The sequence below is a fragment of the Nocardia sp. Marseille-Q1738 genome (assembly GCF_965283145.1).
In genome coordinates, this window is record NZ_CBDIMS010000006.1 from 231,606 (window position 1) to 249,415 (window position 17,810).

The 17,810-nt window shown below is 70.1% G+C and carries 18 protein-coding genes; 6 read left to right on the forward strand and 12 right to left on the reverse strand.

All coding sequences use genetic code 11. The annotated features are described in order from the left end of the window. Positions 1-217: 217 nt before the first annotated feature. The 5 genes from ACWPXK_RS22665 to cobC form a co-directional block, all read right to left on the reverse strand. On the reverse strand, positions 218-1,408 hold the full coding sequence (locus ACWPXK_RS22665) for a bifunctional RNase H/acid phosphatase (RefSeq protein ID WP_454198189.1): 1,191 nt from the start codon (positions 1,406-1,408) through the stop codon (positions 218-220). Positions 1,409-1,590: 182 nt separating this feature from the next. After that, entirely contained in the window at positions 1,591-2,328 is a 738-nt protein-coding gene (locus ACWPXK_RS22670) for a zinc ribbon domain-containing protein (RefSeq protein ID WP_454198190.1), read from the reverse strand. Positions 2,329-2,508: 180 nt separating this feature from the next. Further along, positions 2,509-3,153: a hypothetical protein gene (locus tag ACWPXK_RS22675; protein WP_454198191.1), complete on the reverse strand. Its 645-nt coding sequence runs from the start codon at positions 3,151-3,153 to the stop codon at positions 2,509-2,511. A 307-nt stretch (positions 3,154-3,460) separates the two neighbouring features. Continuing rightward, entirely contained in the window at positions 3,461-4,582 is a 1,122-nt protein-coding gene (locus ACWPXK_RS22680) for a Nif3-like dinuclear metal center hexameric protein (RefSeq protein WP_454198192.1), read from the reverse strand. 439 nt (positions 4,583-5,021) lie between these two features. After that, the gene (gene cobC / locus ACWPXK_RS22685) at positions 5,022-6,059 is read right to left on the reverse strand and encodes an Rv2231c family pyridoxal phosphate-dependent protein CobC (RefSeq protein WP_454198193.1); all 1,038 of its coding nucleotides are present in this window, start codon (positions 6,057-6,059) and stop codon (positions 5,022-5,024) included. Between the two features lie 44 nt (positions 6,060-6,103). Between cobC and ACWPXK_RS22690 the strand changes: the two genes are divergently transcribed. Together ACWPXK_RS22690 and ACWPXK_RS22695 are read left to right on the forward strand one after the other, a co-directional pair. Continuing rightward, entirely contained in the window at positions 6,104-6,625 is a 522-nt protein-coding gene (locus ACWPXK_RS22690) for a low molecular weight protein-tyrosine-phosphatase (RefSeq protein ID WP_454198194.1), read from the forward strand. After that, a complete protein-coding gene (locus tag ACWPXK_RS22695; RefSeq protein ID WP_454198195.1) occupies positions 6,625-7,491 on the forward strand; it encodes an SURF1 family cytochrome oxidase biogenesis protein in 867 nt (288 codons plus the stop codon). The genes ACWPXK_RS22690 and ACWPXK_RS22695 overlap by 1 nt, the downstream gene beginning before the upstream one ends. Positions 7,492-7,557: 66 nt before the next feature. Here ACWPXK_RS22695 and ACWPXK_RS22700 read toward each other — a convergent pair whose 3' ends face one another. From ACWPXK_RS22700 to ACWPXK_RS22715, 4 genes are all read right to left on the reverse strand, one after another. Continuing rightward, entirely contained in the window at positions 7,558-8,004 is a 447-nt protein-coding gene (locus ACWPXK_RS22700) for a helix-turn-helix transcriptional regulator (protein ID WP_454198196.1), read from the reverse strand. A 30-nt stretch (positions 8,005-8,034) separates the two neighbouring features. Then, the gene (locus ACWPXK_RS22705; protein WP_454198197.1) at positions 8,035-9,243 is read right to left on the reverse strand and encodes a cytochrome P450 family protein; all 1,209 of its coding nucleotides are present in this window, start codon (positions 9,241-9,243) and stop codon (positions 8,035-8,037) included. 195 nt (positions 9,244-9,438) lie between these two features. Next, positions 9,439-9,969 carry a hypothetical protein gene (locus ACWPXK_RS22710; RefSeq protein WP_454198198.1) on the reverse strand — a complete coding sequence of 177 codons (531 nt, stop codon included), beginning with the start codon at positions 9,967-9,969 and terminating at the stop codon, positions 9,439-9,441. 446 nt (positions 9,970-10,415) lie between these two features. Then, complete coding sequence (locus tag ACWPXK_RS22715) at positions 10,416-11,339, reverse strand: cobalamin biosynthesis protein (protein ID WP_454198199.1); 924 nt, start codon at positions 11,337-11,339, stop codon at positions 10,416-10,418. Positions 11,340-11,484: 145 nt separating this feature from the next. Between ACWPXK_RS22715 and sigJ the strand changes: the two genes are divergently transcribed. Then, positions 11,485-12,441: an RNA polymerase sigma factor SigJ gene (gene sigJ / locus ACWPXK_RS22720; protein WP_454198200.1), complete on the forward strand. Its 957-nt coding sequence runs from the start codon at positions 11,485-11,487 to the stop codon at positions 12,439-12,441. Between the two features lie 241 nt (positions 12,442-12,682). Here the strand turns inward: sigJ and ald are convergent, their stop codons facing one another. Together ald and ACWPXK_RS22730 are read right to left on the reverse strand one after the other, a co-directional pair. Further along, positions 12,683-13,792, reverse strand: coding sequence for an alanine dehydrogenase (ald, locus tag ACWPXK_RS22725; RefSeq protein WP_454198201.1), 1,110 nt, complete (start codon positions 13,790-13,792; stop codon positions 12,683-12,685). Between the two features lie 129 nt (positions 13,793-13,921). Then, entirely contained in the window at positions 13,922-14,758 is an 837-nt protein-coding gene (locus ACWPXK_RS22730) for an MBL fold metallo-hydrolase (RefSeq protein ID WP_454198202.1), read from the reverse strand. 71 nt (positions 14,759-14,829) lie between these two features. Between ACWPXK_RS22730 and ACWPXK_RS22735 the strand changes: the two genes are divergently transcribed. The 3 genes from ACWPXK_RS22735 (at position 14,830) to ACWPXK_RS22745 (ending at position 16,704) form a co-directional block, all read left to right on the forward strand. Next, the gene (locus ACWPXK_RS22735; protein WP_454198203.1) at positions 14,830-15,825 is read left to right on the forward strand and encodes a GlxA family transcriptional regulator; all 996 of its coding nucleotides are present in this window, start codon (positions 14,830-14,832) and stop codon (positions 15,823-15,825) included. A gap of 10 nt (positions 15,826-15,835) precedes the next feature. After that, a complete protein-coding gene (locus tag ACWPXK_RS22740; protein WP_454198204.1) occupies positions 15,836-16,351 on the forward strand; it encodes a gamma carbonic anhydrase family protein in 516 nt (171 codons plus the stop codon). A gap of 140 nt (positions 16,352-16,491) precedes the next feature. Next, complete coding sequence (locus ACWPXK_RS22745) at positions 16,492-16,704, forward strand: hypothetical protein (RefSeq protein WP_364332319.1); 213 nt, start codon at positions 16,492-16,494, stop codon at positions 16,702-16,704. Between the two features lie 14 nt (positions 16,705-16,718). On the opposite strand, the gene ACWPXK_RS22750 is transcribed toward ACWPXK_RS22745, so the two are convergent. Continuing rightward, positions 16,719-17,717 carry a GAF domain-containing protein gene (locus ACWPXK_RS22750; RefSeq protein ID WP_454198205.1) on the reverse strand — a complete coding sequence of 333 codons (999 nt, stop codon included), beginning with the start codon at positions 17,715-17,717 and terminating at the stop codon, positions 16,719-16,721. Between the last annotated feature and the right edge of the window lie 93 nt (positions 17,718-17,810).

Genomic DNA, 17,810 nt, shown 5'->3' on the forward strand with positions numbered 1-17,810 from the left:
CACCCGATCGAGGGCACACAGCGTCGACCCCGACCAGGCTGGCAGGGTAGGACGCCTGTGCCTGACCGACCGGAAGCCTACCGCTACTCGGCGCGCAAGGCCGAGTCGAAGTGAGATTCACCGCATCGCGCGAATGTGAAACGCAAACATGTTGCAATAGGGCATAATTCGCCCTTCGCGCACCGTGTTCGCCCTCGTTCCAGGGGTGGCGGCGTCCTCAAAGATACGACGTGTCGTTCACCAGACGCACCGATGATCCGCCATCGGAATAGAACTCCGCTATGGATAGCGACGCCAGATCCAGATGCAACCGGTACAGCAGCGACGGCCCGGCATCGAGCGCCAGTTGCAGCAGCGTCTTGATCGGGGTCACGTGGCTGACCACAACCACGTTCACACCGGGATACCGTTCGATCAGATCACGGCGGGCCGCGTCCACTCGTTCCCGGACCTGATCGAAGCTCTCCCCGCCGGGCGCGGCGGTGGCCGGGTCGCCGATCCAGCGGGCGTGCAGATCGGGGTCGCGCTGCGCGGCCTCGGCGAAGGTCAGGCCCTCCCACGCGCCGAAATCGGTCTCGATCAGACCGTCGTGTATCTCGGCGGGCACACCGAGGGCGGTCGCCGCGGCCTCCGCGGTCTCCCTGGCCCGGCCGAGCGGTGAGCTGACCACGGCGGCGACACCACCCTTGACGGCCAGCATTTTCGCGGCCCGCGCGGCCTGTTCCCGGCCCAGCGCGGTGAGCGGCGGATTGCCGCGACCGGAATAGCGGCGCTCCAGCGACAGCTCGGTCTGGCCGTGGCGCAGCAGCAACAGCCGGGTGGGACGGCCGGTGGCCCGGGTCCACCCGGGGCCGTGCCGCACTGGTTCGGGCGCTGCGGCCGCCTGCCTGGCTTCGTCGATCCAGCTCGGCAGATCGCGCTCGGTGACCGCGAGCGCCGGGTCGGCGGCCTCGGTCGACCGCGCGGACTCCGGCGTCGCGCGGACCTCGCCGACCAGGGTGGCGTCGTCCATGGCCTGGTTCGCCAGCCGGTCGGCGTGGGCGTTCTCGGCGCGGGGAATCCAGGTGAAACGCACCCGCGCGAACCCGGCGGCCAGCCTGCGCGCCCGGTCGGCGAGCGGAATCATGGCCGCGTGCTTGATTTTCCAGCGGCCGGTCATCTGCTCGACGACCAGCTTGGAATCCATCCGCACGTCGACGGTTTCGGCGCCGAGCTCCGCCGCCGCCTCCAAACCGGCGATCAGGCCGCGGTATTCGGCGACGTTGTTGGTGGCGGTGCCGAGGAACTCCCGGCGTTCGGCGAGCACGTGGGTGTGATCGGCGTCGTAGACCACCGCGCCGTACCCGGCCGGACCGGGATTGCCGCGAGAGCCGCCGTCGGCCTCGACGATCACCTCGGGATAGGTCATCGCCGCGCCCGCTCGGCACCCGGCCGGGGTGCGCTCACGACTCCACCTCGCTGGCGCTCGGCTCCGTCGTGCGCGAGGGCGCGCTGTGCTCTCGGTTCACTCGCTGACGCTCGCTCACGACTCCACCTCGCTGCCCCTCGGCTCCGTCGTGCGCGGGGGCGCGCTGCGTCCTCGGTTCGCTCTCACAGCCCCGATTCCTTGGTCCGGACCAGGATCGCGCCGCATTCCGGGCAGCGCACCACCACATCGGGGGCGGTCTTGGCGATCCGGGCGATCTCGCCGCGGTCGAGTTCGATGCGGCACGCGCCGCAGCGGCGGGCCTGCAACAGCGCGGCGCCCACACCGTGCTGCGCGCGCTGGCGGTCGTAGATCGCGAGCAATTCGGCGGGCAGCTTCCCGACCACGCCGGCGCGATCGGTGTCGCAGCGGCCCTGCGCCACAGCCAGATCCGCCAGTGCCTCGTCGCGCTGCCGCCGCGCGTCGGCCAGATCCGCCTCGGTCTTGCTCAGCCGGGCGCCCGCGTGCTCGTAGTCGGCGGCGGAGGCCTCGCGCCGTTCCATCACCTCGAGCAGTTCGTCCTCCAGCACCGAGCGGCGGCGCTCCAGGCTGCCCAGCTCGTGCTGGAGTTCCGAAAGCTGCTTGGCGTTCACCGTTCCCGCGGTGAGCATTCCTTTGTCCCGGTCCTCGCGCTTGCGCACCGCCTCGACCTCGCCCTCCAGCTTGCGGATATCGCGGTCGAGGTCGTCCAGCACGATCTGCACGGCCACCGCCGCGTCGGAGTGGGCGTTGCGCTCGGCCTCCAGCCTGGCGACCTCCTGCTGCTCGGGCAGCACGGTGCGGCGATGCGCGATCCGGGTCAGCTCGGCGTCGACGGCGGCGAGCCGGAGCAGCTCGGCCTGGATCGTGGGTTCGACATTCAACGCGGACAAACTCCTGGATGGGTGGACGGGACTGGTGTTCAACCGTACCGCGCCGCAGCGGCGGCCCCGCGTAATGGGCGTAGTCGGAGGAGGTCCGTAGCCCTGGTATCGGGCCGGGCGCGGCAGAGGCAGCCGCGCGACGGGCAGTCCGTCCCCGGCCCGTATCGGATCGAGCAGCCGCTAACCCCCGACGGTTCGGGTCTTGATCGCGTCCCGGGAGATGTAGACGTCGTATTCGCCGGGCACCGCGATCACCGCGTTGCCGTAGGCGGAGCGCACGAACGGCTGGGTCCACCAGCGGCCCGCGCGCATGTCGGCGAAGAAGTCCTGGTCGCCGCCGCCGAGAAAGATCTGGTTCTGCGTGGTGGCGACGCCGTCGAGGCGCTGGCCGTACAGGCGGCTGATCCGGTAGCCGGAGTGGAAGCCAAGGGCGTTCACCCAGGGCTCCAGCTCGACGATGCCCGCTTGCAGCACCCACATGTCGCCCTCGACTCGATAGGTGCTGCGCTGTTCGGCGTGGTCGTCGTCGCCGTACAGAGTGAGGTCGACGTCGAGCTGGTGCTCCTGCCCCGCCACGGGCTTGGCCACCACATGCGCCGCCTTGATCTCCCCGGTGAGTCCCAGATACGTCTGCAGCAGCGTCACGATCCATAGCAGCACCGCCGCGACCAGCAGCAGCGCGAGCCCGCCTGCCCCACGCGCGAGCAGCGCCCGCATCCCGACCCGGCGGGCCGCGATCAGACCGGAAACGATCAGCGCGACACCGACCAACAGCAGCAGGATCAGGCCGATCTGCACCAGCCCGAAATCAACCGGGAAGCTCATGGGGTAGTTGTACCCCGGCAAACCGCTCGATTCACCCAAACCGCCTACCCCGTTCCAGCTCGACGCCGACACGCCCCGACACGCTGGAACCGTTGCCACACACGCCGAACCCGCGCCACCCCGCTCGCCGGTCCCACCGTGACTACGCGAGCCACCGCCTCGGGGACTGTCCCTCGCGCCGGCTCATTTGGGCGGTTCTCGCCGCATCCGGGGCCGTTGCTCGCGCCGAGCTGATTCGACGTCGCTCACGGGTCCGCCGCGTGGCCACGCACGGTATCGGCCCCGGGACCATCGCTCGCGCCGCGGGTCAGGCGGACGCGCCCACCGTCCACGGGTCGGTGCGCAGCGTGGACACCCTCGTCTCGAGATCGGGCAGCGCGGTCCGGACGAGGGTTTCCGCCTGGGCGCACCAAGGGAATTCGGTCGCCCAGTGCGCGGCGTCGACCAGCGCGGGGCCGCCCTTGCGCAGATGTTCGTCGACCGGGTGGTGGCGCAGGTCGGCGGTGACGTAGGCGTCGACGCCGAGGCGAGTGGCCGCGTTCAGGTAGGAGTCGCCCGCCCCGCCGCACACCGCGACGGTGTAGACGGTGCGGTCCGGGTCGCCTGCGGCACGCACGCCCCACGCGGTGGGCGGGAGCGCGCTCGCCACGCGATCGGTGAAGGCGCGCAACGACTCCGGTTCCGGCAGGGTGCCGATCCGGCCGATACCGAGCGACGAGGGCAGCGCAGCCCGTTCGCTGATGTGGTAGGCCGGGTCCTCGTAGGGATGGGCGGCGAGCAGCGCGGCGAGTACCGCCGAGCGCGCCGCGGGCGGGGCGACCACCTCGACGCGGTCCTCCTCGACGCGCTGGAGTTCGCCGAGCGCACCGTGCGCCGGACCCTCCCCGGCCAGCGGACGGAACTGCCCCGTCCCAGGTACACGCAGCGCGCAGTCGCGATAGTCCCCGATACCGCCCGCGCCTGCGGCGAAAAGGGCGGCGAGCACGGCATCGGTATGTGTGCGGGGCACTCGGACCGCCCAGTTGTCCACGGCGGACTCGGGTTTCGCGTCCAGCGGGCCGGTCACGGTGAGCCCGAGGGCCGCGGCGAGCGCGTCGGAGACGCCGGGGTCGGCGGAGTCGGCGTTGGTGTGTGCGGTGAACAGGGCGCACCCGGAGCGGATGAGCCGGTGCAGCAGCGCGCCTTTCGGCGTGTTCGCCGCGACGGTGTCGACGCCGCGCAGCAGCAGCGGATGGTGCACCACCAAGGCCTGGGCGCGCCAGTCGATCGCCTCGTCGACGACCGCCGCGGTGGCGTCGACCGCGAACAGCACACGAGTCAGCTCCTCGGCCGGATCACCGCACACCAGGCCGAGCGAGTCCCACGACTCGGCCAGCGCGGGCGGGTACGCCGCGTCGAGCACCGCGATGAGATCCGCCAGCGTCGTCATCGTCCACCTTCCTTCGCTTCGGTCCTGCCCTACGCCATTCGATTTCGTTCCGGGAGAAGTCGTCCACCCGTACCGGCATTACACAGCGCCCGCACCGCGAATCGCCACAGCTCTAGCCGACACAGCGGCTTCATCGCACGGCCGCCGAGGCGATCACGAGGACCAGCCGACGCCGGGCCGCGGGGCTCAGCACGCGTAGCCCTGCCACCGGAGCCAACTCCGCTGAAACGCTGCTGCCCGCGTGGGCACCGCACAGCGTCCGGCCCGCAGCCCTCCCCGTAACGTCGCCCGGCCTGTGCCGGGTACCCGGCGCATATCGCTGTGGGCGCGGTGCCGACCATCTGGTACCGAAGCGGATCCGCAGGGCGTCCGTTCACCCGCTCGAGCACGGCCGGCGTCCGCACCGCCGAGACGCCACGCGGCCGACATGGCGCGCTGATCACACACCTGCCGATCGAATCGCGGCGACCAGCCGGTCGACCTCGTCGGCGCCGCGCACCGCGACGCGCAGGTGGTCCGGGCCGAGACCGGGGAAAGTGTCGGCGCGGCGGACCGCGATCCCCTGGTCGGCCAGGTGTTTGCGGAGCAGTTCGCCGTCCGCGACGCGCAGCAGCAGGAACGGGCCGTCGGCCGGGGTATGGACATGGACGCCGAGGCGGGTCAGCCGTTCGATCATCGCGGTACGCGCCAGGGCCAGGGTCCCGGCGCGGCGGTCGGCTTCGGCCACAGCCGCGGGGCTCGCGGTCGCCGTGATCGCCTCCAACTGCAAGGTGCCCAGCGGCCAGTGGGCGCGCCCGTGGTCGAGGCGCGCCAGGAGGGCGGGTGCGCCGAGAAAGTATCCGCAGCGCAAGCCCGCCAGCGCCCACGTCTTGGTCAGGCTGCGCAGCACGAGCAGATCCGGTGCGGGGTCGGCGGCGAGGGACTCGGGCTCGCCCGGCACGGCGTCGGCGAAGGCTTCGTCGACGACGATGGTGCGCCCCGGCCTGCGCAGGGCGCGGATGGTGTCGGCCGGGTGCAGTACCGAGGTCGGGTTCGTGGGGTTGCCGAGCACCACCAGGTCGGCGCCGGCGGGCACCGCGGCGGGATCGAGCAGGTAGGGGGACTCCAGAACCACCCTGGCCACCGGGACACCCGCCTCGCGCAGCGCGAGTTCGGGCTCGGTGAACGACGGATGCACCACCGCGGCCAGACGCGGCGCGAGGCGGGGCAGCATCGCGAACCCCTCCGCCGCCCCCGCGAGCAGCAGCACCTCGCCGGGAGTTCGGCGGTGCCGGGCCGCGACCGCACGGCGAGCGGCATCGGCCTCCTCGGCGCTCGGATAGCGGCCCAGGTCGGACAGCCGCACCGCCAAGCGCTGCCGCAGCCACTCCGGCGGGGCGACACCCTGGACGTTCACCGCGAAATCGAGCATGCCCTTGCGCGCGTCCACGTCGCCGTGGTGGCGCAGTTTCGCGCGATCGACGCGGTCCTCGGGCACGAGACCACACCCTACGTGGCGAACCGGTAGCCGCACCGGCCAGAATGGCAGTCGTGGGTCAGCTGCACGTCTCGTTTGTCTGTACCGGCAACATCTGCCGTTCTCCGATGGCGGAAAAGATCTTCGCGGTGCATTTGTACCGCGCCGGACTGGCCAATCGGGTGCGGGTGAGCAGCGCGGGCACCGGGTCGTGGCACGTCGGTGACGACGCGGATCCGCGGACCTCCGCAACGCTGCGCAAGTTCGGCTACCCGACCGGCCACGTGGCCGCCGCGTTCGGCGCCGAGCACCTCGATGCCGATCTCGTGGTCGCGCTGGATCGCTCACACCAGCGGGAGCTCGCCCGCCTCGGCGTCCCGCCGCAGCGGCTGCGGTTGCTGCGCGCCTTCGATCCCACCGCCGACGGCCAGGACGTCGCCGACCCGTATTACGGCGACGCGGCGGACTTCGAACTCGTGCGCGACCAGATCGAGGCGGCCGTCCCCGGCCTGCTCGACTGGGTGCGCGCCGAACTCGGCGCCGCCGAGCCGCCCGACCTGCTACCTGTCCCGGACGGTCGACCCTGATGCGCAGGCTCGCGTTCCTGCTGCGCCCCAGCTGGCTCATCCTGGCCGTGCTGGTCGCCGCCTTCGCCTACCTGTGCTTCACCGTGCTCGCGCCGTGGCAGCTCGGCAAGAACACGGCCACCTCGCACCGCAATCAGCTGATCGCCGACTCGGTGAAAGCCGACCCCGTTGACGTCACCGCGGTGCTCTCCGATACGAATGCCGCCACCGAGTGGCGGCGCGTCACCGCCTCCGGTACCTACGTGCCGGACTCGACCGTGCTGGTCCGGCTGCGCCACCTCGACGGCGCTCCGGGCTATGCGGTGCTGGCGACGTTCCGGCTGGCGGACGGACGCGTGCTGCTCGTCGATCGCGGGCTGGTGTCCGCCGTGGACGGGACCCGCCCGCCCTCGATCCCGGGCCCGCCCGCCGGACCGCAGCGGATCGAAGCGCGGATCCGGATGTCCGAAGGGGTCACGCCCGGCAAGGACCCGAGCGTCAGGACGGCTACCGCCAGGTGTATTCCATCGACACCACCCAGGAATCCGCTGTCCTGCAACAGCCACTCACGCCGCTGCCGACCGGCGAACGGCGGCTACTTGCAGCTGAGCGAGAACCAGCCCGGCGCCTTCACGACCCCCTCCCCAGCTCGACGCGGGCCCTACCTGTCCTACGGCCTGCAATGGCTGGCCTTCGGCATCATGGCTCCACTCGGCCTCGGCTACTTCATCTACGCCGAGATCCGGGAGCGGAGGAAAGAGAAAAGGTCCGCCGCGACAACCCCCGCCGAAGCGACTCTTGCCGGATCGACCTCTGCGAATCAGCCCACCGCGCCCGCCGCCACTACCACCGAGGCCCGCCTCGCCGACCGCTACGGCCGCAGCTGATCCCGGACCACCCCGCCCGCGCGCACCCAAGAGCCGCTCGGTGTCAACCGTAGAGCGCGACGAACATCAGCGATCCTGTGCCGTCGCATCGTGAAGCCGCCGTCGGCGCGCGGAGTCCAGCTCTCGGCGCCAAGTAGTACCTTCTTCGGCCAGCCGCCGTTGCAGTGTCCGTGGTCCCACAGCCAAGCGGCGCGCGACGGATGCCAGTGAAATCGTGTCGTCGGCCAGGGCCGCGTCTATTGCGGTCGCGACCCGCTCGGACCATGCGGATCCGCCAGCCGGTTCGCTCAGCCTGCGTTGCCGGAACTCGCGGGGTGTCTCGCCGTATCGCGCTTCGAATGCGGTGGAGAACCAGGTCTCGGTGAAGCCGGAGTATGCCGCCACTTCGCCGATGGTCGCGGTCTGTCCGGGCCGGGCGAGCAGGTCACATGCGGCACGCAGGGCCGCCTCCTGGCTGTCGCTGAGCGCGGTCCACTCCTCGGCATCGTCCACGCTCAGTTCGGAGTACCTCACAATGACACCTCGATGAAACTGCGCCCGGCGCTACGCGGTGGAGTCGAGGAGCACCGGCAGGCTGAGCGGCCCGCAGGTGATGAATTGCGGACTGTAGGGAATCACGGAGGGGTCGCAGGCAAGGCGCAATCGCGGGAACCGGTTGAACAATGCCGACAACGCTATGCGGGCTTCCAGTCTGGCCAGAGGCGCACCGAGACAGAAATGTGGTCCCCGGCCGAAAGCCAGTTGGTCTCGGAAGTCGTGGTCTATGTCGAAGACATCGGCGCCCGGGTAATGATCAGGGTCCCGCCCGACGCCGCCGTACCATCCCACGATGGCCCCAGCGGGAATATCGACGCCGGCGATGGTGACGTCCCGGAGCGCGTAGCGGTTGAACATATTGCCCGCCGGGGAGCGGAAGCGCAGCATCTCCTCGACGACATCCGCCCACCGGTCCTCGGCGCGGGCCTTGGCCAGCTGCTCGGGATGGGTGCACAGCGTCACCACCGCATTGCCGAGCAGATGCACCGTGGTCTCGTGACCGGCCATCAGCACCAGCCACAACATGTCGACCAGCTCCTTGTCGGCCAAACCGTCGTCGGCATTGGCGTGCAGCAAGGCGGAGGTGAGGTCGTCACCGGGACGATGGCGTTTGCTGTTCAGCAATTGGGTGAGGTAGCCGATCAGGGCGCCCATCGCGGCCCGAATCTGATCGCCGGTACTCAGATGCGACATGATCGTGGCAGCCCAGCTCCGGAATTGCCGTTGATCCGATATCGGCACCCCGAACAACTCGCAGATCACCCGCACGGGAAACGGCATGGTGACGTCTTCGACGAGGTCGACCTCGCCGGTGGGGTCTGGAATGTCGTCGATGAGTTCGGTGACGATTTGCCGGATCCGGGGCTCGAGTGCGGCGACCCGCCCCGGGCTGAATGCCCGGCCGATGGTCTTCCGCAGCCTTCGATGGTCGGCACCGTCCATATTCAGCATGTGATCGATGTCGGTGAAGGCGCGCATCGGCCAATCCGCCGGAATCGTGCCGTCGTGCAGTGCCGGGCAGTTGCGCGCGTTCTTGCTGAACACTGTGCCGTCAGCGGCGAGGATCTCGCTCACCGCCTGATAGCTCACCGCGATCCAGGCCGAAACGTTGCCGGGCAGTTCGATCGGAACGACCGGACCGCGTCGGCAGATTCGATCGAACGTATCGAATACCGGCTCGCCAGCGGTCGGCAGCTGAATGACGGACTCGGTCATAGTGTCTCCCAGGGTGCGGTCGGTCATACGCGACCATGTCGGCGCGTGCCTGCCCAGTGTCGGTCGCGGTTGCGCACCGGAACGTGGGAACCGTGATTCGTTGCCTCGCAACGAAACTTTGACGCCGTCGCGCCGAAGTCCGGGTTGGTTCGCGCATTCCTTGTCCGGCCCGGCCGGTATCGAATGGGACTGCGCTCACCGCCGTCGGCGGCGAACGCACACCATCCGCTGTGCCGTTCGATAGTCGTCCCGAGTGCGGAGGTGACTGTGTGCACGTTCATCGCCGTGGCCGAGTGGTGTGCCGCGGATTGCCCGTTCCTCCGCCATCAGGGCGAGGATGCCTGCGCCGGTCAAGATCGCCTCGGCTCCCGCGGCAGAACCGATGCTTCGTTCGGCGAGCGTCAGGCACAGGCCATCGGATGCCATCCGGACGATGGCGACCGGGAACAGTCTGCGCACCGCCGCCACGATGCCGAAGCCGCCACGCCACTGGGTGATTCCGGCGGGAGCGACCACCCCGGCAGCCTTGTCGATCGGACTCGGACAGGCGATGCCGACCGCGGTGATCTCATCGTCTCCGGCGACATCGAGCAGGAGATCTCGGCAGGCGTCCCATACCCCATCCGCCGGTAGCGGTATCCGCCGGATGTCCCGCGTGCCGATGCCAGCGGCCACCCGGCTTGCGGCGAATCCCGCCGCACCGATCTCCAAAGCCAGAACTGTCATGAATCAGCCACCACCACAAGGCTTTCCGGAGTTCTCGGGCAACCCGGGTAACTGGATGGCCGTCTCGGTCACGATGTCTCCTCGGTCGATCGGTTGTTCCGGAGATCGCATGCTTGCCGGATCAGTGTCGATCGCAGAGGTCCGTCACTTCGTTCGAATACACATACTGTGCCGCCGAACGCAGATACTCTGCCCCGAAACGAAATCCGGTGCACGATCAGCGGGCTGCGTCTCTGCCCAGCCGCGCAGTCAGGGCCCTTTCGGCTGTGCGCCTGCCTGGTGCCGCCGAGGCTGACGCACAGCCGAAGCGGCCGAGCGCATACGACACCTACCCGGCGAGCTGGATCTGGCCACCGCCGAGATCTACTACTACCGGATCGGGATCGTCCGGGGGGTGGAGCTTCGCGGGTTCAGCACGCCCTGATGACCCGGCGAGAGGTACACGGTCAGCGCTTGGCGACGGCGACCGCGGCGGCGGCGGCGAGGAGCGTGGCGGCGAGTTGCACTGCTTCCGAGAGGCGGACGGCTCGGCGCAGGTCAGCGACGGTGGGGGCGGGGCCTTCACCGAGTAGCGGGCGCAGTTCGACACCGTGCGGATACTGCGTGCGGCCACCCAACCGGACGCCGAGCGCGCCCGCCATCGACGCCTCGACGACTCCGGCGTTGGGGCTGGGATGCCCTGCCGCGTCGCGGCGCCAAGCCCGCAGTGCCGCCACGGGGCGACCGCCGACCACCGGTGCGAGCGCTGCCGTGAGTAGGCCGGTGAGCCGCGCCGGGAGCAGATTTGCCACGTCGTCGGTGCGCGCGGCGGCCCAGCCGAACCGCCGGTAGCGCTCGGTGCGATAGCCGACCATCGCGTCGAGGGTGTTGATCGCGCGATATCCCAGTAAACCCGGCACACCGGCCACGGCGCCCCAGACCACCGGAGCGACGGCCGCGTCCGACGTGTTCTCGGCGATGGACTCCAGCGCGGCGCGCGCGAGGCCGTCCGCGTCCAGCACGTCCGGGTCGCGGCCGCACAGTGCGGGCAGCAACGCGCGAGCGCCGTCCAGATCGCCGGCCGCGAGCCGATCGGCCATCGCTCGACCGGTGCCCGCGAGGCTGCGACCGCCGAGGACGGTCCAGGTCGCGACCGCGGTCGCGACTGTCCCGCCGCGCCGCGCCGCCGCGCCGAACCCGACCACCGCGCCGACCGCGAATGCCTCGTGCGCCAGTCCCGCCACACGCCGGTCGGCGTAGGTCACCCCTTCCAAAGCGGCGGCCGCCGCACCGAATCCGGCCACCGGATGCCACCGCCTGGGATCGCCGAACATCCGATCGAGCGCGAATCCGAGCAGCAGCCCGACCGCGGTGGAAGTCCCCTTGTGCACCCCGCGAGAGTATCGGGTGGGCTCGCCGACCTACCCGCACACCATGCCGTCACCCACGTGTCACACTCTGTGCCCCTGCGTCGTCGAACTGGTGACGCATCCATAGACTCGCCCCGCGGGGGCCAACGACGAACGGCGAACAGCAGTGACTTCCGAGCAGCCTTCCCCGGAGCCCCTCGACCAGGCCGAGCTGGCCCGGCGGTTCGAGGAGCACCGGCCGTATCTGCGCCGACTCGCCTACAGCACGCTTGGCAGCCTCACCGACGCCGACGACGTGGTGCAAGAGGCGTGGCTGCGGTTGCAGCGCCAGTACGAGGCGGGCACCGCGGGCGAGATCGACAACCTGCGCGCCTGGCTGTCCACCGTGACCGGCCGGCTCGCGCTCGACCACCTCGGCTCCGCCCGCGTGCGCCGCGAACAGTACGTGGGCGAATGGCTGCCGGAGCCGGAGGTCACCACCTGGGAGGACCCGGCCGACCGGATCACCCAGGACGAGCGGGTCACCACCGCGCTGCTGGTCGTTCTCGAATCCCTTTCTCCCGCCGAGCGCACCGCGTTCGTCCTGCAAGACGTCTTCGGCATGAGCGGCCCGGAAGTCGCCGAGGTGGTCGGCCGCACCCCGGCCGCGGTGCGACAGCTCGCCTCCCGAGCCCGCAAGCGAGTCGAGGACGGCACCCCACGCTTCCCCGCGTCACCGGACGAGCAGAAAAAGGTCGTGTCGGCCTTCGCGCTGGCCTGGCGTTCCGGCGATCTCGGCGCCCTGCTCGGCGTACTCGACGGCAACGTGAGCCTCACCGCTGACGGCGGCGGCAAGGTGCCCGCGATCCGGCAGCCCGTCCACGGCGCCGAACTGGTGGCCAAGCTCCTGCTCGGCTGGTACCACGCGCCATCCGCCGTGGGCGGCTGGGGGCGCGCGGTTCTGGTCAACGGCCAGCCCGGCCTGGTGGTGTTCGACGGCACGCACACCGGCGTCTTCTCCTTCACCGTCGACGACGGCCGCATCGTCGCGATCGACGTGGTCCGCAACCCGGACAAACTGCACGACCTGCCCACCACCGGTCAGCCCGACTGGTACCTGGGCCAGGGCCGGGAGCAGCAATAGCCGCTCGGCGGCGATCCCGGTGCGCCGCGATCGCCGCCGGTCACCCCGCGACACGAGCGGATACGAACACCGTTCCGGCGGCGACTTCAACCGACAGCAACCGACCCGAGTCCGCGGTGAGACCGTGAGCAAGATCAGGGGTTACCGAACTCTCCTCCTGCCGGTCCGTCAAGGGGACAGGTACCGGGCATGGGGCGAGCAGCCGCCCGGCGGCGATCCGGTGCGCCGCGCTCGGTGCCGGTCACCCCGCGACGCCGAGCCGACGCGAATAGCCGTGCGCGGTGGCGACTTCCACCGAGAGCAGGTGACCCGCGTCGGCGGTGAGACCGTGGGCGAGGTCAGGGTTTACCGCGCACGCCTCCTTCCAGCCGAGATCGGCGATCGCGCGCGCGTACGGCAATGTCGCATTGGTGAGCGCGATCGTCGAGGTGTGCGGCACCGCGCCGGGCATGTTGGCGACGCAATAGAACAGCGCGTCCGCCACCCGGAAGGTGGGATCCGCGTGGGTCGTCGGGCGTGAGGCGGCGAAGCAGCCACCCTGGTCGATGGAGATGTCCACCAGTACCGCACCGGGGCGCATGCCCGCGACGAGGTCCTTCGAGACCAGTTTCGGCGCACGCGCGCCGGGGACCAGCACCGCGCCGATCACCAAGTCGGCCGACAACACCGCGCGCCGGATCTCCGCGGCGTTGGACGCGATGGTGGTGACCCGGCCGCCGAAGCGGGCGTCGAGGTCGCGCAGCCGCTGCAGGTTGGTGTCCAGCACGCTCACCCGCGCACCCATCCCGACGGCGACCGTGGCCGCGTTCGAACCCGCGACGCCGCCACCGAGCACGACCACCTCCGCCGGGCGTACCCCGGGAACGCCGCCGGGCAGCAGTCCGGCGCCGCCGAGCGGCGCCATCAAGTGGTACGCGCCGACCTGCGTGCCGAGTTTGCCCGCGATCTCGCTCATCGGGGCCAGCAGCGGCAGCGACCCATCGGCGGCGCGCACCATTTCGTAGGCGACGGCGGTGATCCCGGAACGCAGTACGGCGTCGGTGCACTCGCGCGACGCGGCCAGGTGCAGGAAGGTGAACAGCACCTGCCCGCGGCGCATCCGCGGATACTCCTCGGCGATCGGCTCCTTCACCTTCAACACCAATTCGGCGTCCCACCACACCTCGTCGGCGTCCGCGACCAGCCGCGCCCCGGCCGCGGCGTAGTCGGCGTCGGGGAAACCCGAGCCGATGCCCGCGCCCGCCTGCACCAGCACCTCGTGTCCGTGTCCGGTCAGTTCCCCGGCGCCCGCCGGAGTCAGCGCCACCCGGAATTCTTGCTCCTTGACCTCCCGCGGTACTCCGATCCTCATACCGCCATCGTGGCCCCGGCGCCGGGCCCGCGCCACGACCGACGCGCCGATCGCGCACGGCGACCACCCGGTCCAGTTTTTCCCGCGACTTTCTCGGCACGTTGCCCAGCTGGGTCAGGCGGCCGCCATTCAGATGGTGGCGACGCGGCCCAAGGGGGGAATACGCAACTGGTCCCCACGACCGGCATAGTCGAAAACGCGGGACAGATGGTCGAGCGTCTCACTGAAGTGCGCCCAACCTTCGCCGTGCACCGGCACGATCAGAGCATCGCCGAGCACCTCGGCGGCCAGCAGGGCGGTGCGTGCGTTCAAGGTGGCGTCGGCGTCGCCGAAGATACCGATGTTCGCGGCGCCGACGTTGAGCACGGCGATGTCGATGCGGCCGATCCGCTCGACGATCCGCTCGACCACCTCGACGGAGGCGTTGTCGCCCGAGACGTACACCGTGGGCTCCCCGGCGGCGCGCAGCACGAAGCCGGTGACGATTCCGGTGATCGGCTCGCATCCCTCGGGGCCGTGCAAGGCGGGCACACCGGTCACCTGGACCCCTTGGACCGTCACGGTCTCCCAGTTCTCGAGTCCGCGCACACCGTCGATCCGGGTCGCGGCGCCGGGAGTGGACAGCACGGTCGGCACGGTGGTCAGGAATTCCCGGCCGGTGACGTCCAGGTTGTCGGCGTGTTCGTCGTGTGAGAGCAGCACGACGTCCACCGGGCCGATCTCCTGCGGTGACACCGCGGGCCCGATCAGTTTGTGCAGTGTGACGCGCCCCGGATAGTCGGCCGGCTCATCGAACGTGGGGTCGGTCAGCCAGGTGCTGCCCGCGTAGCGGAACCGCAGCGTGGGGCCGCCGACGTGCAGGACTTCGAACGCGGTCCGCTCGATCGTGTCGCTCCCGACCGCACCTGCCTTGCGCTCGGCTCGGTTCTGCGGAATGGAGGCTGTGTTGACGACTTGCTCGCTCATGCCGTCGATCTTGTCCAGCCGGAACGCACACCAACAGTGGCCCGTGAGTCACCTATCGCTAAGATCAGGCCATGCGTACCGTAGCCGTCGTCGCCTTCGACGGAATCAGCCCCTTCCACCTGTCGGTGCCCTCCCTCGTTTTCGGACGAGTAGGGACGGGCACCCCCGCTCCCTACCAGGTGGACGTGTGCGCGGAACGCCCCGGAATCTTGCGCACTCCAGCCGGTTTCGACATCGATGTGCGACACGGACTCGATACGCTCAGCGGCGCCGAGACAATCGTGATCCCGAGCTGGCTGCCCGATATGCCGCTCTCGAGCCGGCTGCGCTCCGCACTGCACACCGCACACGCGGGCGGCGCGAGGATCGTCGGCCTGTGCCTCGGCTCCTGGGCGGTGGCCGCCAGCGGCTTGGCCGACGGACGCGAAGTCACCACGCACTGGGCCGCCGCCGCCGAACTGGCCCGTGCGTTCCCCACGGTCCGAGTCCGCGCCGACACCCTCTGGTCGGATCTGGGCGACATCGTCACCTCCGCGGGCGTGGCCGCCGCACTCGACTGCTGCCTGCACCTGGTCCGATGCGATCTGGGCAGCAAAGCGGCCACCGAGCTCGCCCGAGCGCTGGTCACCGCCCCACACCGCAGCGGCTCACAGGCGCAGTACATTCCGGTCGCGGTCCCCGAGACCGCCGAGGACGACCCGATCGAGCGGGCCATGGTCTGGGCGCGAACACATCTGAGCGACCCGATCGACCTGGACAGCTGGGCCCGGGTCGCGCTGATGTCGCGGCGCACCTTCACCCGCCGCTTCCGCGACCGCACCGGCAGCAGTCCGCAGCAATGGCTGCTGCTGCAACGCACCGACCGTGCGCGGCTACTGCTGGAATCCACCGCCGACTCCGTGGAACGCATCGCCACCGACACCGGCTTCGGCACGGCGGTGAGCCTGCGTCACCACTTCCACCGCATCCTCGGCACCAGCCCCGCCGCCCACCGCGCCAGTTTCCAGGGACACGACCAGGCGGCTTCCGCTACAGGCGGGCGAACTCCCTCCGGCCGCGCCCATTAAGTTCGTGATCATGCGGATTCAGCTGGGCGAGTATGCGCCGGAGATCGAGAAGAGCGCGTGGATCGCGCCGAACGCCACGGTGATCGGCCGCGTGCGGCTCGCGGGCGAAGTGAGCGTGTGGTACGGCGCGGTGCTGCGCGGCGACCTGGACGAGATCGAGGTCGGCGCCCGCAGCAATATCCAGGACGGCTGCGTGCTGCACGCCGACCCGGGCTTCCCGCTCACCGTCGGCGCCGGGGTCTCGGTGGGCCACAACGCGATCCTGCACGGATGTACCATCGGCGACGACGTGCTGGTCGGAATGGGTGCCACCGTTCTCAACGGCGCCACCGTCGGGGCGGGCAGCCTGATCGCGGCCAACGCGCTGATCCCGGAGGGCGCGCAGATTCCGCCCGGCTCACTGGTGGCGGGCGTGCCCGGCAAGGTCCGCAGGGAACTCCGCCCCGAGGAGCAAGATCGCGTTCGCCTGAATGCGACTGTCTACATAGCAAATACCGCCCAGCACCGCACGGCGAATGCGGTGTGATACAGGGCACATTGATCAAGTGTCCAGCAGAAATCGCTGATAGCATTCAGCCAGCGTGCCCGGCGACCCGGGCTCTCCTGTCGACACGGTTGTCGTGCGACTTGTAGCGCAGTGGTGAACCCACCCGGGTCGGTGGGTGGGTGAGCGTGCAGGCAGGAGGTATCACGGTGTCGTACGTGCAGTCGGGTGTGCATCGGCCCAAGGGGCGGATCAGTGTCGCCGACATCGCGGCCCAGCCCGGTGGAGTCGAGGCACTCCAGCGCCGGGTTCATGAATTGCGTTCCCGCGGGGTGGATTTCGCCGCGAACGCGATCGAGAAGGAAATGGCCGAGCTGGATCTGCCGCGCGAATGACTTCGACGCCGCGGTCACGATGTCGCGGTGACCGTGGCGAGTCCGGCCGTGGTGTGCTGATCCAGCGCCATCAACGCGGCCCGTATCCGCACTGGTTGCCAACCACCATCGAGTCGTCGGATGCGCACCGTCCCTTCGGTGCGATGCCTTGCCAGCTCGCGTGACATGGTCTGCGCCGTCTCCAGATCGTCCGGATGGATTTGTGGTGGCGGCTGACCGGGGAGGTCTTCCCAGGCGATGCCCGGCATCGGCCTGCCGATCCACCGGATCAGCCGCAAGGAGCGCAGATTGACGATCGCTCGGTATTCGCCGGGCTCCGCCGAGGCTTCCAGCAGCGCGTACTCCAGGATCATCGGCGGCGGTGCGGCGGAGACCGCCGTGGCGGCGCCGATGTCCTGGGTCACTCCGCGCAGCAGCACCTGACGCGTGCCCGAGTCGTCGAGGACCTCGACGATCCGGCAGGCGAAATGCCCGGCGCGCAACGCGTCGTCGTCGCGCCGGATGGTCCAGACCGCCTGATGCTCGGTGCCCGGCGCCGAGTTGACGATCTTGGCCAGCGCTTCGCTCTCGTCGCGGTTGGTGACCAGCCGGGTGAACGCACCCGCGATGGCCAGCTCGGCGGCACGGTTCTCCGGTGCGACACCGTACAGGTCCAGCAGCTCGATGCTGCGCACCGAACGGTTGGTGGTGAGATTGAAGTACCACGCGCCCATCGGATCCGGGGACGCGACCGGTTCCCGCACCGGTCCGACCCACAGCCGCACGCCGTGTGCGCGCCCCGGCGCGATGAGCAGCGGTTCGGCGCGCACCGTGCGGCGACCGTCCGGCGAGACCCGCGCGACCGGCGCACCGGTGGCGCACGCCTGCCGCAGCGCCGACTCCGCGTCGGCCAGCGACAAGGGATTGCGCAGGATATTGGCCAGCGGCACGAACGACTTCGGCGCGGCCCCCAGCGCGATGACCCGCCCGGGAAACCCGGAAAAGCATTCGACCAGAATCCATTTCGTCGTCATAAGACGCACCCCGGCGCCGCGCCGTGCCCGGCCTTCCCCTCGTCAATAGTCTCCTGTATGGTGAGATGCGTTCGGCCAGTTGCCATTCCGCCA

Coding starts and splice junctions, on each gene's coding strand:
- ACWPXK_RS22735 (WP_454198203.1), top strand. CDS start 14,830: ATGCGTACCGTAGCCGTCGTCGCCTTCGACGGAATCAGCCCCTTCCAC.
- ACWPXK_RS22750 (WP_454198205.1), bottom strand. CDS start 17,717: ATGACGACGAAATGGATTCTGGTCGAATGCTTTTCCGGGTTTCCCGGG.
- ACWPXK_RS22695 (WP_454198195.1), top strand. CDS start 6,625: ATGCGCAGGCTCGCGTTCCTGCTGCGCCCCAGCTGGCTCATCCTGGCC.
- ACWPXK_RS22705 (WP_454198197.1), bottom strand. CDS start 9,243: ATGACCGAGTCCGTCATTCAGCTGCCGACCGCTGGCGAGCCGGTATTC.
- ald (WP_454198201.1), bottom strand. CDS start 13,792: ATGAGGATCGGAGTACCGCGGGAGGTCAAGGAGCAAGAATTCCGGGTG.
- ACWPXK_RS22690 (WP_454198194.1), top strand. CDS start 6,104: ATGGCAGTCGTGGGTCAGCTGCACGTCTCGTTTGTCTGTACCGGCAAC.
- ACWPXK_RS22665 (WP_454198189.1), bottom strand. CDS start 1,408: ATGACCTATCCCGAGGTGATCGTCGAGGCCGACGGCGGCTCTCGCGGC.
- ACWPXK_RS22730 (WP_454198202.1), bottom strand. CDS start 14,758: ATGAGCGAGCAAGTCGTCAACACAGCCTCCATTCCGCAGAACCGAGCC.
- ACWPXK_RS22675 (WP_454198191.1), bottom strand. CDS start 3,153: ATGAGCTTCCCGGTTGATTTCGGGCTGGTGCAGATCGGCCTGATCCTG.
- ACWPXK_RS22710 (WP_454198198.1), bottom strand. CDS start 9,969: ATGACAGTTCTGGCTTTGGAGATCGGTGCGGCGGGATTCGCCGCAAGC.
- ACWPXK_RS22740 (WP_454198204.1), top strand. CDS start 15,836: ATGCGGATTCAGCTGGGCGAGTATGCGCCGGAGATCGAGAAGAGCGCG.
- ACWPXK_RS22680 (WP_454198192.1), bottom strand. CDS start 4,582: ATGACGACGCTGGCGGATCTCATCGCGGTGCTCGACGCGGCGTACCCG.